17 protein-coding genes are annotated in these 15214 nt (G+C 70.0%); 6 read left to right on the forward strand and 11 right to left on the reverse strand.

Annotated features, from left to right (window positions below):
* The first annotated feature begins 99 nt into the window (after positions 1 to 99).
* Complete coding sequence (locus ACFWN2_RS18705; RefSeq protein ID WP_382428770.1) at positions 100 to 474, forward strand: histidine triad nucleotide-binding protein; 375 nt, start codon at positions 100 to 102, stop codon at positions 472 to 474.
* Here ACFWN2_RS18705 and ACFWN2_RS18710 read toward each other — a convergent pair.
* The gene (locus ACFWN2_RS18710) at positions 455 to 1063 is read right to left on the reverse strand and encodes an MBL fold metallo-hydrolase (RefSeq protein ID WP_382428771.1); all 609 of its coding nucleotides are present in this window, start codon (positions 1061 to 1063) and stop codon (positions 455 to 457) included. The genes ACFWN2_RS18705 and ACFWN2_RS18710 overlap by 20 nt on opposite strands.
* The gene (locus ACFWN2_RS18715) at positions 1060 to 1725 is read right to left on the reverse strand and encodes a 2-phosphosulfolactate phosphatase (RefSeq protein WP_382428772.1); all 666 of its coding nucleotides are present in this window, start codon (positions 1723 to 1725) and stop codon (positions 1060 to 1062) included. Before ACFWN2_RS18715 ends, ACFWN2_RS18710 begins: the two co-directional genes overlap by 4 nt.
* A gap of 27 nt (positions 1726 to 1752) precedes the next feature.
* On the opposite strand from ACFWN2_RS18715, the gene ACFWN2_RS18720 reads away from it, so the two are divergent.
* Together ACFWN2_RS18720 and ACFWN2_RS18725 are read left to right on the forward strand one after the other, a co-directional pair.
* Positions 1753 to 2202: a ribose-5-phosphate isomerase gene (locus ACFWN2_RS18720; RefSeq protein ID WP_382428773.1), complete on the forward strand. Its 450-nt coding sequence runs from the start codon at positions 1753 to 1755 to the stop codon at positions 2200 to 2202.
* Positions 2202 to 3002 (forward strand): Fpg/Nei family DNA glycosylase, encoded by an 801-nt coding sequence (locus tag ACFWN2_RS18725; RefSeq protein ID WP_382428774.1) that lies wholly within the window; start codon positions 2202 to 2204, stop codon positions 3000 to 3002. Before ACFWN2_RS18720 ends, ACFWN2_RS18725 begins: the two co-directional genes overlap by 1 nt.
* A 78-nt stretch (positions 3003 to 3080) precedes the next feature.
* Here the strand turns inward: ACFWN2_RS18725 and ACFWN2_RS18730 are convergent, their stop codons facing one another.
* The 5 genes from ACFWN2_RS18730 to ACFWN2_RS18750 form a co-directional block, all read right to left on the reverse strand.
* Positions 3081 to 3818, reverse strand: a complete 738-nt coding sequence (locus ACFWN2_RS18730) for a hypothetical protein (protein WP_382428775.1) — start codon at positions 3816 to 3818, stop codon at positions 3081 to 3083.
* 57 nt (positions 3819 to 3875) lie between these two features.
* Positions 3876 to 5090: a GNAT family N-acetyltransferase gene (locus ACFWN2_RS18735; protein ID WP_382428776.1), complete on the reverse strand. Its 1215-nt coding sequence runs from the start codon at positions 5088 to 5090 to the stop codon at positions 3876 to 3878.
* Between the two features lie 41 nt (positions 5091 to 5131).
* The gene (locus ACFWN2_RS18740; RefSeq protein ID WP_382428777.1) at positions 5132 to 6484 is read right to left on the reverse strand and encodes an aldehyde dehydrogenase family protein; all 1353 of its coding nucleotides are present in this window, start codon (positions 6482 to 6484) and stop codon (positions 5132 to 5134) included.
* A 334-nt stretch (positions 6485 to 6818) separates the two neighbouring features.
* Entirely contained in the window at positions 6819 to 7667 is an 849-nt protein-coding gene (locus tag ACFWN2_RS18745) for a DNA-3-methyladenine glycosylase family protein (RefSeq protein WP_382428778.1), read from the reverse strand.
* 41 nt (positions 7668 to 7708) lie between these two features.
* Entirely contained in the window at positions 7709 to 8317 is a 609-nt protein-coding gene (locus tag ACFWN2_RS18750) for a disulfide bond formation protein DsbA (RefSeq protein WP_382428779.1), read from the reverse strand.
* Positions 8318 to 8480: 163 nt separating this feature from the next.
* On the opposite strand from ACFWN2_RS18750, the gene pepN reads away from it, so the two are divergent.
* Both pepN and ACFWN2_RS18760 read left to right on the forward strand, forming a co-directional pair.
* Positions 8481 to 11042 (forward strand): aminopeptidase N, encoded by a 2562-nt coding sequence (pepN, locus tag ACFWN2_RS18755; RefSeq protein WP_382428780.1) that lies wholly within the window; start codon positions 8481 to 8483, stop codon positions 11040 to 11042.
* A gap of 66 nt (positions 11043 to 11108) precedes the next feature.
* Positions 11109 to 11744, forward strand: coding sequence for a GNAT family N-acetyltransferase (locus ACFWN2_RS18760; protein ID WP_382428781.1), 636 nt, complete (start codon positions 11109 to 11111; stop codon positions 11742 to 11744).
* A gap of 49 nt (positions 11745 to 11793) precedes the next feature.
* Here the strand turns inward: ACFWN2_RS18760 and ACFWN2_RS18765 are convergent, their stop codons facing one another.
* From ACFWN2_RS18765 to ACFWN2_RS18775, 3 genes are read right to left on the reverse strand one after another with little or no spacing between them, the layout of a single operon-like run.
* Entirely contained in the window at positions 11794 to 12273 is a 480-nt protein-coding gene (locus ACFWN2_RS18765) for a DUF5130 family protein (protein WP_382428782.1), read from the reverse strand.
* Positions 12260 to 12505 (reverse strand): hypothetical protein, encoded by a 246-nt coding sequence (locus ACFWN2_RS18770; protein ID WP_382428783.1) that lies wholly within the window; start codon positions 12503 to 12505, stop codon positions 12260 to 12262. Before ACFWN2_RS18770 ends, ACFWN2_RS18765 begins: the two co-directional genes overlap by 14 nt.
* A 20-nt stretch (positions 12506 to 12525) precedes the next feature.
* Positions 12526 to 13728, reverse strand: a complete 1203-nt coding sequence (locus ACFWN2_RS18775) for an MFS transporter (RefSeq protein ID WP_382428784.1) — start codon at positions 13726 to 13728, stop codon at positions 12526 to 12528.
* Positions 13729 to 13935: 207 nt separating this feature from the next.
* Here ACFWN2_RS18775 and ACFWN2_RS18780 point away from each other — a divergent pair, with 207 nt between their 5' ends.
* Entirely contained in the window at positions 13936 to 14475 is a 540-nt protein-coding gene (locus tag ACFWN2_RS18780) for a DUF2345 domain-containing protein (RefSeq protein WP_382428785.1), read from the forward strand.
* Between the two features lie 20 nt (positions 14476 to 14495).
* Here ACFWN2_RS18780 and ACFWN2_RS18785 read toward each other — a convergent pair whose 3' ends face one another.
* Positions 14496 to 15164, reverse strand: coding sequence for an HNH endonuclease (locus ACFWN2_RS18785; protein WP_382428786.1), 669 nt, complete (start codon positions 15162 to 15164; stop codon positions 14496 to 14498).
* Positions 15165 to 15214 lie beyond the last annotated feature (50 nt).

Below are 15214 nucleotides of genomic sequence, written 5' to 3' on the forward strand. Positions count from 1 at the left end.
GGACCACGAGCAGCACGCCGATCGCGAAACTGATGAGGCACCGCACGATCACCAGCAGTTTGGTGCCTTTCACGCGGCCATGATTCACGGTCGGCGGGCATGAACGACAGGGCCCATCGGTACCAATACGATGCGGGCGTGACCGACTGCCTGTTCTGCCGCATCGTCGCGGGCGAGATCCCGGCGACCGTCGTGACGGAGACCGACACGACGCTCGCGTTCCGCGACATCGACCCCAAGGCGCCCACGCACGTCCTGGTGATCCCCAAGGAGCACCACACGGCGATCGGCGACGTCGACGCGGTGCTCGCGGGGCAGATCCTCGCCACCGCGCACCAGGTCGCGAAGGCCGAGGGGATCGACGAGTCCGGCTACCGGCTCGTCTTCAACACCGGCAGGGACGGCGGCCAGACCGTCTTCCACGTGCACTGCCACGTCCTCGGCGGGCGCGGCCTCACCTGGCCTCCGGGATAGCCATCCCCCGCACGAACGCGGCGTCGACCGGGTCCCCGTGGCCCGGCACGACGACGCGCGGGTCGAGCTCCAGCAGCCGGTCGAGGACGTGCCGCCAGTTGGACGGCGTGGCGTCCGGGCCCGCCTGAGCGGGAGCGCCCTGCTCCACCAGGTCACCGGCGAACACCACACCGCAGTCCGGCACGTGCACGACGACGTCGTGCGAGGTGTGCGCTGGACCGAAGTGGCGCAGGTCGACCCGGCGGCCGCCGACGTCCAGCGTGACCGAGTCGCGGAACGTGTGCGTGGGCGCGACGAGCCTGCCCTCGAACGGTTCGTCGTAGTGCTTCGCGCGGTCGTCGAGCAGGCTGGAGTCGACGACGCAGTCCTCGTGCGCCCACACCTCGCACGGCAGGAACGCCTCGGTCGCCAGCACGTGGTCGAAGTGGTTGTGCGTCAACACGATCCGCGACGGACGGACGTCGCGCGCGAACGCCGGATCCATGCCCGAGTCCACGAGCAGCGCGTCTCCGGATCCCACGACGAGGCCGAGCGTCAGGTCCAGCTCGGCGTGCCGGCGGACGAACACGCCCGGAGCGATCTCGATCACCGCAGCACCCCGTCCACCAGCACGGGAACGGCGGTGCTGACGTTGATCCGCACGGCGAGGTCGACGTCCGCGGCGTGACCGTTCTCGACCAGTTCCCGGCCCGACCCGCACTCCCTCACGGCGGCCGGGACATCGGTGGTCCGGAACGCGGTGGCCGCCAGCCGAGCCTCCGGCGACGCCTTGCCCTCCAGCGCGGCCAGCACCGCCCCGGCACCCAGGTAGTCCTCGACGCACGGCCGCAACGGCCCGAACTCCCGCGGCCCCGACTTGAGGATGTCGAGCCCCCACCGCTCACCACCGGGGATCACGCCGATGGTCGTCCCCAGCCGCTGCGCCCACTTGGCCACCGCCGCGGCGTTGCGCAGGCACGCCGCGAGCACGTGGGCACCCGTCTCACCCGCGAGCGTGCAGAGGTTCGAACCGTTCGGCGACGGCAACTCGACCAGTCCCGCCGCGTCGACGAGTGACGCCGGCCGCAGCGTCCGGCCGGAGGCGGGCGCCCACCGGGACGGCCGCACCTGCCCGCCGTTGCCGACCACCAGGTCGACGGACGTCGTGAACGACAGCACGTCGACCACCACCAGCACGTCGCAGTCCCTCAGAGCCTCAACACCCTCGGGCCCCCATTCCAGCCGCAGCTGGTACCCCTCTTGGCTGAACACATCCCCCAGCGTGTCAGACTCCTTGACGTGCGCGTTTATCTGGCAGCAGACCACGCTGGCTTCGAGCTGAAGTCCCACCTGTCCAAGGCTCTCACCGAGCAGGGCTACGAGGTCGTCGACGTCGGCGCCCACGAGTACGACGCCCAGGACGACTACGTGTCGTTCTGCGTCGACGCCGCCGAGCAGGTCGTCGCCGACCCCGGCAGCCTGGGTGTCGTGATCGGCGGCTCCGGCAACGGCGAGCAGATCGCCGCGAACAAGGTGAAGGGCGCCCGCGCCGCGCTGGCGTGGAACGTCGACACCGCGCAGCTCGCCCGCCAGCACAACGACGCCCTGCTGGTCGGCATCGGCGCCCGCCAGCACACGACCGAGGAGGCGACCGAGATCGTGTCGGCGTTCCTCAAGACCCCGTTCTCGGGCGAGCCGCGCCACCAGCGCCGCATCGACCAGGTGAGCGCGTACGAGACCAAGGCCTGATGCCCGAGGGCCACACGCTGCACCGCCTCGCGCGGCTGCACCAGCGCCGGTACGCGGGCAAGCCCGTCACCGTCACCAGTCCGCAGGGACGCTTCGCGGCGTCCCTGGTGGACGGGCGGAAGCTCGTCCGCGCCGAGGCGCACGGCAAGCACCTGTTCCACGTGTACGGCCCGGACGCGATCGTGCACGTCCACCTCGGCCTGTACGGCACGTTCACCGAGTCGCCGCTGCCGGTCCTGCTGCCCGTGGGTCAGGTCCGCATGCGGATGGCCGGCGAGACGCACTGGACCGACCTGCGCGGCCCGACGGCGTGCGAGGTGCTGAACAAGGCCGAGGTCAAGGCGATCCGCGACCGGCTCGGGCCCGACCCGTTGCGCCGCGACGCCGACTCCGACCGCGCCTACGAGCGGATCATCCGGTCGAAGCAGTCGCTGGCCGTGCTGCTGATGGACCAGAGCGTCCTCGCGGGCGTCGGCAACGTCTACCGCGCCGAGGTGCTGTTCCGGCACAACGTGAACCCGCTGCTGGTCGGCAACAAGGTCAGCCGCGAGCTGTGGGACGCGATCTGGGCCGACCTCGTCGTGCTGATGAAGGACGGCGTGAAGGTCGGGCAGATCAACACCGTGCGCCGCGAGCACATGCCCCGTGCCATGGGCCGCGCGCCACGCGTGGATCGGCACGGCGGTGAGGTGTACGTCTACCGCCGTGCCGGGGAGCCGTGCCTGGTCTGCGGCACCGAGGTCCTGACCACCGAACTGGCGGCGCGGAACCTCTTCTGGTGCCCGGTCTGCCAGCCCTGAAGATCAACTGGAAAAAGGGTCGGGTAGTTCGGGTGGGGTGCGGCTGGAAAGTGCTCAGTTCGTGAGCACTTTCCAGGGCTAGAAGTCGAAGCCGCCGCCCATGTCGCCGAAGTCGAAGCCGCCGGTGTCGCCCATGTCGGCGGCGCCCACGTCACCCATGTCGCCCATGCCGGCGTCACCCATGCCCATGTCGCCCATGCCGTAGTCGCCGACGCCGTGCATGCCGGAGAACATGGCGTCCATCAGCAGGAACGTGCCCACGCCCCATGCGCCGGCCACGAGCGCGGGCTTCCACCACGGCTCGGAGTACCAGCCACGCGGCACCGGGCGGCCGGCGACCATGCCACCGGGGTAGTAGTAGGGCGTGCCCTGACCGGAGTTGGGCGACGCGGCGTACTGGTGGCCCTCGACGCTGACCTGACGGTCCTCGCTGACGGCGCCCGCCTGCTTCTGACCGGCGCTCTCGGGCAGCGCGGGACCGGGGTCCATGTCCATGGCCTGCCGTGCCGCGCGCACGTAGTGCAGGCCTTCCATCGCGGTCTCGGTGACCAGCTTGGCCTGCGGGATCGTGCGGGCCTGCTCCATCTGGGAACCGGCGGCCGTGAAGCGCTCGGACGCGTCGGCCATCGCCTGCGTCGCCGCGGCGTTGCTGCCGGTGAGGCTCATCACCTGCCCGCCGAGCCGCTCGACCCAGCGGCGTGCCTCCGCCTTGGCGTCGTCGAGCTCCCGCGCCTTGCGCGCGTTGCTCTGACTGACCAGGTAGAACACACCAGCGACCAGCAGTACCAGCACTACGACCCACACGACGGTGCCCACGGCTTTACCTCCCACAGCAGGTAATCGGTCAACGAGCGACCACGGCCGTGAGTTCCGTCAGAACACCTCGGGGCAATGTGGCTCACGTGTGCCGAGGAACGCCATCGTCAGCGTGTCCACGTGTCCGGCCGTGTGCTCGACCACGCGGTGTGCGCGCTTGAGCACGGAAAGCCGTGGCCCGCCGAGGAAAACACTGCCGAGCGCGGCGATGTCCAGCGACACGTCCGCCGGGTCCTCGGTGCGCGTGACCGTCGCCTCACCGTTCTTCACCGTGAAGCGCCAACGACCGGAGTTCCAGGGGCAGAACGGGTCCTCGACCTCCAGCACACTGTCCACATCGGACGAGTACGTGCGCAGCGGCAGTGCGCGGTCGATGTCGACGATCCTGATCCACAGCGCGTCGCTCGCCTCGCGGCGGACCTTCCTCGGGTTGTCGACCATGTGCAGGATCGGGTCGTCCCAGGCGGTGTAGAAGGAGATCTCCGACGCCAGGTCCATGTCGAGCAGGAACCGGTAGAGGTCGGCGTAGGCCTGTTCGGTCGTGCAGACCAGCTCGCGCACGTGCAGTTCGTCCTGCGGCCCGCTCGCATCGCCCTTCCCCTTGACCCGGAACACCACGTAACCCTCGGGGTGCAGGGCGTAGCGGTACGAGGTGAGCCCGCCGCGGTCGACCTCGCGGTCCGCGAGCTGCACGTCCCACGTGTGCTCGACGCGGCTCAGCCAGCCGACACGCGTGCGCCACACGCGTTCGTAGAACTCGCGCATGACCGGCAGCGCTTCCTCTCGCAGCACCTGTCGGATCCGTGCGTCGCTCACGTGAACGTTGCGATGGAACGGCATACGCGTCGGCATCTTCAGCATGGCGATGCTCGTCGAGTACTCGCCGTACCCGTACCTGCGGTAGATCCCGCCCTCGGACGCCCACAGCATCGCGAGCGCCTCACCGTTCTCGTGCAGGCCGTGCAGCTGCGTCCTCATCAGCAACGACGCGACGCCACGGCGCCTGTGGCCGGGCTTCACGGACACCACCGTCACCGCACCGGCCGGTACTTGACGGTCACCGGGAACGGTGATCTGCCGGCTCAGGATCCCGGCGGTGCCGATCATCTCGTCGCCGTCGAACACCGCGTGCGCCCGGTCCGGTTCGAGGACCTTGAGCCACTTGCTGTCCTCTCCCGTCGGGTCGCCGAGGAACGCCCAGGCCATCACCTCCTGGAACGCCGGGAGGTCGGCTTCGGTGAGGGTCCGGATGCTCAGCGCCGAGTCAGCCATGCCCGCAGTGATACGCGGGTGTGGCGTGGCTCGCAGCTCATTTACCGCTGGACCGACTTGACCTCGCAGAACTCGTCCAGCCCGAACCGCCCGAACTCACGGCCGTTGCCCGACTGCCGGTACCCGCCGAAGGGCGCGCTCGTGTTGAACGCGGCGGCGTTGATGTCGACCTGCCCGGTGCGGAGTTTCCTCGCGATCCGCAGGGCGCGGTCGGTGTCCGCGGAGAACACGGCACCCGCCAGGCCGTAGATGGTGGAGTTCGCGATCCGCACCGCGTCGTCCTCGTCGGTGTACGGCATGACCGACAGCACGGGCCCGAAGATCTCCTCCTGGGCGATCGTCATCTCCGGCGTCACACCACCGAACACCGTCGGCGTGACGTAGAAACCCTGCGGCAACGGGGCTTCCGGCCCACCGGCGGCGAGCGTCGCGCCCTCCTCGACACCCTTGCGGATGTACCCGACGACCCGGTCGCGCTGCGCCTTCGACACCGCAGGCCCGATGCGGGTCGTCGGCTCCGCGGGGTCGGCCGAGGTGTACTTCTTCGCCGCCTGAGCAGCGAGTTCGACGGCTTCGTCGTGACGTTCGGCGGGCACCAGCAGCCGGGTCCACGCGCTGCACGCCTGGCCGTTGTTCATGAACGAGTTCGCGACCGCGATCTTCACCGCCCGCCCGAGGTCGGCGTCGTCGAGCACGACGCAGGCGGACTTGCCGCCCAGTTCGAGCGCGACCCGCTTGACCGTCTCGGCGGCCACGGCGGACACCCGCCTGCCGGCCTTCGTCGAGCCGGTGAACGACACCATGTCGACGTCCGCGTGCGCGGCCAGCGCCTCGCCCACCACGGGGCCGGTGCCGTGGACGAGCTGGAACACGTTCTCCGGAGTGGCCTGGGTGATGATCTCGGCGAGCAGGTCGGCCGTCTTCGGCGCGAGCTCGCTCGGCTTGAGCACCACGGTGTTGCCCGCGGCGAGCGCCGGGACGACCTTCGCGACCATCTGCTGCAGCGGGAAGTTCCACGGCGTGATGGCCGCGACAACCCCGACCGGCTCGCGGAAGACCAGCGAGTTGGCGATCTCCTCCGGCTCGAAGTAGCCGGCCTCCAGCACCTTCGCGACGCCCTCCGCGATGGAGATGGGGTTCGCGACCTGCACCTTCTGGCTGAACGTGAGGGGTGTGCCCATCTCGCGGGTCATGGTGCTCGCGAGTTCGTCCGCGCGTTCCTTGAGGCCGTCGATGATCGCGTGGACGGCTTTGGTGCGCTCGTTCGCCGAGGTCTGCGACCACGCCGGGAAGGCCTGGACGGCCTTGGCCACGGCCGCGTCTACGTCGGCCGGGGTGCCTTCGGCGAGCGTGCCGATGACTTCCTCGGTGGCGGGGTTGACGACCTCGATCACGAGAGCCCTCCAGGTGGATGTGACACCGCTGCGCTTGTTGTGGGCCAGCCTGTCACATGGGTGGCGGTGGTCATGTCGGAGTGTGTGGGCGTGGGGAGGGAGGAGAGGCGGGTGGGCGGGAGCGGTGATCGGGGGCGGTACGGCAGGGACGGTGGTCGGCGGGTGGATGGGAGCGGCGGTGTGGCGGGGCAGTGGTCGGTGGCGGGCGGGCAGCGGTGGCGGGCGGGCAGCGGCGGCAGGCAGGCAGCGGCAGGCAGGCAGGCAGTGGCAGCAGGCAGTGGTGCGCGTGCCGGTCGGCGCGGGTCAGTGGTGCGCGGGCCCGCCCCAGCGCGGCTCAGTGCGGCACCGGCTGGGCCGGCTCACCTGCCAGTCGGCGCTCCCTCAGCACCCGCAGGTGCACCGAGGCCCAGGTCCGGTACGGCCGCCAAGCCTCCGACACCTCGGCCAGCGGTCTGCCGTACCGCTCCGCCACCTCGTCGGTGAGCCGGGACTCGTTGTGCGGCACGGCGTCCGGCGCGTTCGCACCGCGCAGCACCACCAGCTCGGCCGCGAACGGGCCCAGGCCCTTGACCTGCTGCACCGCCAGCACGGCGGCCGCGGGTTTCATGGCGCGCAGGGTCGCGGCGTCGAGGAGGCCGTCCAACGCCGCCTCGGCCACGGCGCGCAGGTACTCGGGCTTGCGGCCGGGTAAGGGCAGGTCCAGGGCCAGCAGCTCGGTGGGTGCCGGGAACACGCCGTCGCGGAGCAGGGACGCCTTCAGCGACGCCGCCTGGGACATGCGGATCCGTTGTGCCAGCACCGACCACGCCGCTGCCTCGTACGGCGAGTAGAAGCCGCACGGGCGCAGGCCTGGCAGCGCGGACTGGGCCTCGCCGATGACCGGATCGCGTGCGCCGACGTCCTGCCACGCGCGTCCATCGACGTCCAGCGACAGGAAGCGGCACACCTGCGCTGCCGCCCGGTCGAGGTCACCGGCGCCGGACAGGGCCAGGACGGCAGTGGCGCCGTGCTGGGTCACGGAGACCGAAGCACGACGCCACTCACCCTCTACGAGGAACGTCGCCTCCAGCGCCTCGTCCGCGCGCTTCGGGAGCGCGGACGGGGTGAAGCCCTCCCAGAAGGCGCGGGAGGTGGACAGGGACCAGGGGCCCTGGACTGCGACTTCGACGCGGTGATCTGCCATGTCAGGAGACGCTAGCGAGCACCCCTGACAGAAAACTCAGCTCAGCTGAAGTCCAGGTCACCCGTCCGGGTGCGCTTGAGCTCGAAGAAGTACGGGTAGCTCGCGAGCAGCTGGGCGCCGTCGTAGATCTTGCCCGCCTCCTCGCCCTTCGGGATCTTCGTCAGCACCGGGCCGAAGAACGCGACGCCGTCGATGTGGATGGTCGGCGTGCCGACGTCCATGCCGACCGGGTCCATGCCGCGGTGGTGCGACGCCCGCAGCGCCTCGTCGTACTCGGTCGAGGTGGCGGCCTCCGCCAGCTCGGCCGGGAGGTCGGCGTCGGCCAGCGAGAGCTTGATGATCTCGTCGAAGTCCTTGTTGCCCTCGTTGTGGATGCGCGTGCCCATCGCGGTGTACAGCTTCGGCAGCACCTCGTTGCCGAACTTCTGCTCGGCGGCGATGGCGACGCGCACAGGGCCCCAGCCCTTGGTCATGAGCTCCTTGTACTGGTCGGGCAGGTCACGGCCCTCGTTCAGCACGGACAGGCTCATGACGTGGAAGCTCAGGTCGATGTCGCGGACCTTCTCGACCTCGAGGATCCAGCGGGAGGAGATCCAGGCGAACGGGCAGAGAGGGTCGAAGTAGAAGTCGACCTTCGCCTTGTCGGTCATGCGAGCCCCTTAGGTGACGGTAGGTGGCGTTATCGCCCCATCAGCCCAACCAGATCACCCTGTCATCTCTTCCCGTACGCCGGTTCCGTGATTGGATGCGGGAGTCATAACCATTCCCGACGACGTCAGCGCGTAACCAAACGCGTGGCAGACGAGGTGACCAGTGGCCGCGCCCAACCTCACCCGCGACCAGGCTCAGGACCGTGCTGAGCTGCTGGAAGTGGAGTCCTACCGGATCGAGCTGGACCTGACCGACGGCGGCGGAAAGCCGGGTTCGGACACGTTCCGCTCCACCACCACCGTGGTGTTCCGCAGCCGGACTCCGGGTGCTTCCTCGTGGATCGACATCGTGGCGGCGACCGTGCACCGCGCTGTGCTCAACGGTAGCGAGATCGACGTCTCCGAGTACCGCGAGGAGGACGGCGTCAGGCTGCCGGACCTCGCGGAGACCAACGAGCTCACGATCGAGGCCGACTGCCGGTACATGAACACCGGCGAGGGCCTGCACCGGTTCGTCGACCCGGTCGACGGCGGCGTGTACCTGTACTCGCAGTTCGAGACCGCGGACGCCAAGCGCATGTTCGCGTGCTTCGACCAGCCCGACCTCAAGTCCGTCTACTCCATGAAGGTGACGGCACCGCACGACTGGAAGGTCATCTCGAACGGCGAGATCACCGCCACCGAGCCCGGCGAGGGCGGCGCGGACGTGCACACGTTCGCCACCACCAAGCCGATGTCGACCTACATCGTGGCTCTCGTCGCCGGCCCGTACGCGGAGTGGCGCGACGAGTTCGTCGAGGGCGACTTCACGATCCCGCTGGGCATCTACTGCCGCGCCTCGCTCGCTCCCCACATGGACCACGAGCGGCTGTTCACCGAGACCAAGCAGGGCTTCGGGTTCTTCCACAAGGCGTTCGGGGTGCAGTACCCGTTCGGCAAGTACGACCAGTGCTTCGTGCCGGAGTTCAACGCGGGTGCGATGGAGAACGCGGGCTGCGTCACGTTCCTGGAGGACTACGTCTTCCGCAGCCGCGTCACGCGCTACCTCTACGAGCGCCGCGCCGAGACCGTGCTGCACGAGATGGCGCACATGTGGTTCGGCGACCTGGTCACCATGCGCTGGTGGGACGACCTGTGGCTGAACGAGTCGTTCGCCACCTGGGCGTCCGTGCTCGCGCAGGCCGAGGCCACCGAGTACCGCCAGGCTTGGACGACGTTCGCGAAGATCGAGAAGTCGTGGGCCTACCGGCAAGACCAGCTGCCGTCCACGCACCCGGTCGCCGCGGACATCTCCGACGTGCAGGCTGTCGAGGTCAACTTCGACGGCATCACGTACGCCAAGGGCGCCTCGGTGCTCAAGCAGCTCGTCGCGTACGTCGGGCTGGAGAACTTCCTGGCGGGCCTGCGGGTCTACTTCGCCAAGCACGCCTGGGGCAACGCGACGCTCGCGGACCTGCTGGGCGCGCTGGAGGAGGCGTCGGGCCGCGACCTGTCGTGGTGGAGCGCGCAGTGGCTGGAGACGACGGGCCTGAACCTGTTGCGCCCCAAGTTCACCGTGGACGCCGACGGGAAGTTCACCGAGTTCGCCGTGCTGCAGGGCGGCGCGCGTCCGGGCGCCGGTGAGCTGCGCACGCACCGCATCGCGATCGGCGTCTACGACGACGACGGCTCCGGCAAGCTCGTCCGCACGCACCGCCACGAGCTGGACGTGACGGGCGACCGCACCGAGGTCCCCGAACTGGTCGGCGTGCACCGCGGCAAGATCGTGCTGGTCAACGACGACGACCTCACGTACTGCACGATGCGCCTCGACCCCGACTCGCTGGCCGGGCTGATCGACCACATCTCGGACATCGCCGAACCGCTGCCGCGCACGCTGTGCTGGTCGGCCGCGTGGGAGATGACGCGGGAGGCCGAGCTGAAGGCCCGCGACTTCGTGAACCTGGTCCTCGGCGGCCTGGGTTCCGAGTCCGAGGTCGGTGTGGTGCAACGACTTCTGCTGCAGGCGCAGACCTCGCTGTCGTCCTACGCGGACGACTCGTGGCGCGCCGAGGGCTGGCGCCGGTTCGTGGCGAAGGCCCTCGGGCTCGCGCAGGCGGCCGAGCCGGGCTCCGACCACCAGCTGGCGTTCGTGAACGCGCTGGCCTCGTCGGTGCTCGACGACGCCACCGCGGACGTCCTGCGCGGCTGGTACGACGGTTCGGCGGGCCTCGACGGCCTGGACGTCGACACCGACCTGCGCTGGCGCCTGCTGCAGGCGCTCGTCGCCCACGGCAAGGCGGACCTGCCGGAGATCAACGCCGAGGAGGAGCGCGACCCGACCTCCACCGGCCACCGCCGTGCGCAGTCGACCCGCGCCCTGCGCCCGACCACCGCGGCGAAGGACGAGGCCTGGGACCGCGCCGTGAACGACGACGACCTGCCCAACGCGGTCAGCGAGGCGATCATCGCGGGCATCTCGCACCCCGGTCAGAAGGAACTGCTCGCGCCGTACGTCGAGCGCTACTTCGCCGACGTCAAGGGCGTGTGGGACCGTCGTTCGTCCGAGCGCGCGCAGTCGATGGTCGTGGGCATGTTCCCGGCGTGGTCGATCGCGAGGTCCACTGTGGAGGCAGCCGACGCGTGGCTGGCCGACGAGCACCCGCCGGCCCTGCGCCGCCTGGTGTCCGAGGGCAGGGCGGGCATCGTGCGCGCCCTCGCCGCGCAGGAGTTCGACCGCTCCTGACGAGCTGAAGTGGAAGCCCCGCAACACGTTCGCGTGTCGCGGGGCTTTCGCATAACGTCACGAGACATGATCGGTGAACTGGTGGAGCGCTGGCACCGCGGCTGGATCGCCGCCGACGGGCTGACGTCCGAACGCCGCGACGGCTACCTGGTCGTCCACGTGGACCGGCCGCACCGGCGGTACGAGTGGATCGCGACGGACGACGCGGAGACCGCCGAGATGGCGCGAATCGTGGCGGCGTCGGCGGAACCGAACTGGCTGAGCGTCCCCACGCTCGCACCGCGGAAGGTGATCGCGGAACTGGAGGCGGCCGGTCTGGTCGTGGCGCGTCCGGACGAGACGTTCATGCGGCGCGCGCTGGCGGGCCACCCCGCGCCGGAACCGCCCGCAGGCTACGCCGTGGAGGTGACCGAGGGCCCGGTGATCGGCGTGCGGGTGCTCGCGGACGGCGAGGTGGCGGCCAGTGGGTTCATGGCGGTCGTCGGCCGCGACGCCGTCGCCCACCGCATCGAGACCTCGGAGGCGCACCGGCGGCGGGGTCTCGGCAGTGTCGTGATGGGTGCGCTGGTCGGGGAGGCCGTGCGGGCAGGGGCGGAGACCGGACTGCTGTTCGCGTCCACCGACGGCGTGCACCTCTACGTCAGGCTGGGCTGGGAGAAGATCTCCGACCTCGTCGTCGCCCAGAACACCGTCAGTCCCTAGACGCGCGAACGCCCCCGGCACGGTGCCGGGGGCGTTCGGAGAAGCAGGATCAGGAACGCGGCGCGTTGCCGGCCTGGTCGGTCAGCATGCGCAGACCGGAGATGAGGCCGCCCGCGAGGTCGCCCTCCTTGAAGGACGCGACCATGCTCATCACCGCGAGCTTGGCGCCCCGGTCGGCGAGACGGCGGTGGGACTCGTCGCCCGTCACGACCTCGACGACGCGCTCACCCGGCGACACGGCCACGAGGACGTGGTGCGACGGGCGCTCGGTGGAGCCGTGCAGCTCCTGCGCGCGCTCGTGGGCGTTCGAGCCGAGCTCGCCCAGGTACACGCTGAAGTCGAGGCCCGTGGTGCGGCTGGACAGCGTCAGCGCCTCGTCCAGCTGCGCGAGCTGGGCCGGCGTGAACGGCAGCTCCGGGACGTGCGGCTCGTACATCTTCGCCGCGGACACCCGGCCGCTGTTCGTCACGACGGCACCGAGCGGCAGCGACGCCGGGTCGACGGCCTCGATCGCCTTACCAGTTGCCACGTGCGCCTCCCTTGGCGGTCGAGTCCGCGGTACCGGACTCGGCGGCACTGTGGTGGTCCGCGCTCAACCCGGCCGGGTTCGCGCTCCACCACACCGGGGCGTAGCCCCACTCCTGGCCGGGCCTGTACCGGGGAATCCGGGTGGCCTTTGGCCTCACCGTCAGCAGCGTGATCACGCCGTAGATCGCCAGCGGGATCAGCGCGAAGACGAGAACGGTCTCCACGATGGTCACGGCGGGTACGGTAGCCGAACTCAGCCGCGCACGAGCGGCCGGGCCAGCAAGATCACGGTGATTCCCACGATCGAGCCCGCCACGACGTAGACGGTGCCCAGCGACGTTGCCTGCGCGAGCGGTCCCGCGAGGCCCGCGCCCAGTGGCGAGAGTCCCCACGCGAGCACCCGGTATGCGCTGGTCACGCGCCCCATCATCGGGCCGGGCGTGAGCCGTTGGCGCCGGGTCGCGGACAGCACGTTCCACCCCGCGGACGCCAGCCCGAACAGCACGCAGGCGCCCACCGCCACCACCAGCCACGCGGTGAGGCCGAACAACGCGAACGCGGCGCCGAGCAACCCCAGCGACCCGACCATGACCCGTCCCGCTCCCCACCGCCGCGCGAGCCGCGGCGACAGCCAGGCGCCTAGCAGAGCACCGGCCGCCATGGCCACGACGAGAGCGGGAACCACCGGTTCGGCGAGGCCGAGTACCTGGATGGAGTAGAGCGCCAGCATGGCGTTGATCGCGGCCGCGCAGAAAGCTGTGATTGCAACGGCAACTACCAGTGACCGCAGCCCCGGAGTCCGCACCAGGAACCGCGCCCCCTCCGCCAGTCGCCCCCGAAGATCACCCCCGGACCGTTCCGCGGCGACGTCCGGCACGCGGGAGACGAGCACCGCGGCGGCGACGAACGAGAGCGCGTCGAGCGCGAAGCAGGCCGCCGGAGCCCACCAGAACAGCGCCGCGGCGGCCAGTGGACCGGCGAGGTCCATGCCGATGGTCTCGACCGCGACGAACCTGCCGTTCGCCGCCTCCAGGTCTCCCGGGCCCGCCAGTTCGACCAGCAGCACCTGGGACGCCGAGTCCGCGAAGGTCTCCGCGGACGTCAGCACGAAAGCCGTGGCGCACAAGACGACGACCGTCGCGTGTCCGGTGTGGACCGCCAGCGCGAGCACTCCGGTCACCCCGGCGCGCATCGAATGCGCCACCACGACAACGGTTCTCGGTCTCCAGCGGTCCACGAGCGCGCCGGCGGGCAGCGCGACGAGCAACCAGGGCAGCGTGAGCGCGACGGCCACAGCGGACACGGCGAGCGGACTGCGGGTGCTCGCGGCGGCGAACAAGGGCAGCGCGACAACGCGCACGCCGTCGCCCACGAGCGACACCGCCCAAGCTCCGGTGAGCGCTCGGAAACCCCGTTCATGCACGCCTTTTGCCCTATGACGCACATCACTTTCCATCGGATTGGACACTACAGAGCGTGTCCATACCGGCCAGTAAGGCCAACGAGTGCTCTCGTGCGGCGCAGCGGTTACACCCGGTCAGGCCTCACCCGGTCGGAGGCGAACGGGTGCCGGTTTGGGGTCTTGTTCCCGGATCACCCACCTCTTAGCTTTTCACCTATACGGGTCTTGCGCACCCGCCCTGAACGAGTTGGAGGACACAAAATGTTCACGATGACCCCCGCCCAGGCCGTGACCTTCACTCTTCCGAGCTACAAGGACGATTCAGTGCGTATCACCGCGAGTGACTCCGTCCGGATCACCAGGGACGACTCCGTTCGGATCACCGCGTCCGATTCGGTCCGCATCACGGCGAGCGATTCCGTCCGCATCACCATGAGCGACTCCGTGCGCATCACGGCGAGCGATTCGGTCAGGATCACGTGCGCCGACTCGGTGCGCATCACGGCCCTCGACGACTCCGTGCGGATCACCGCCCAGAGCGATTCGGTCAGGATCACGGCTCACGACGACTCGGTGCGCATCACCATGGACGACTCCGTGCGCATCACCGCGCACGACGATTCCGTCCGCATCACGGCACATGACGACTCGGTGCGCATCACGGCGCACGACGACTCGGTCCGGATCACGGCGCGGCAGGACTCCGTGCGCATCACGATGGACGACTCGGTCCGCATCACCGCGCACGACGACTCCGTGCGCATCACGGCACGCCGGGACGACTTCTCCCTCGCGGCCTGACCCCGCCCGAACGCGGCAGATCAGGCCGCGGGTTCACCCAGGTACGGCAACCACTGCGGATCAGCCTCGGCCACCCCGGCGAGCAACCGCCAGTGCGGGCCGCGCGGCGCCGCCGGAACGACGCGCAGCCGCCAGCCCAGCTCGGACAGCAGCTTGTCCGCCTTGCGGTGGTTGCACTTCGCACAGCAGGCGACGCAGTTGGTCCAGGTGTGAGGTCCGCCACGCGAACGCGGCACGACGTGGTCGATCGTCTCGGCCCGCCCGCCGCAGTAGGCGCAGCGATAACGGTCGCGGTGCATGAGCCCGGCACGGGTCATCGGCACGCGGCCGCGATAAGGAACGCGCACGTAGGAGCTCAGCCGGATCACGGACGGCACGAGCACCTCGGACTTCGACGAGTGCAGCACCAGCCCGGAGGCGTCTCCGTGCACGACTTCGGCTTTCCCGCAGACCACGAGGACGACCGCGCGGCGCAGTGACAACGCCGTGAGCGGCTCGAACGTGGCGTTCAGCAGCAGGACCTTGCGTCTTCCCCAGGGGAAAACCGCCGGCGTCGGACCGGGACCTCCCCCATCTCGATCCCCATCCGGCACGACCCGCAGCTCGGGCTGATTTCGGCATGGGGGGACCGTCGGCGCCATCTCGCCTGGTAGCGAGCCGCCGATAGGGGTCGGTTGTCGGTCTGGCACGCGACCACCTCCACCGGTTCAGCCATAGGAGACCACACTTACCAGGAAAA

Origin of the sequence: Lentzea sp. NPDC058436, assembly GCF_042721515.1 — a bacterium.
Lineage (GTDB): Bacteria > Actinomycetota > Actinomycetes > Mycobacteriales > Pseudonocardiaceae > Lentzea.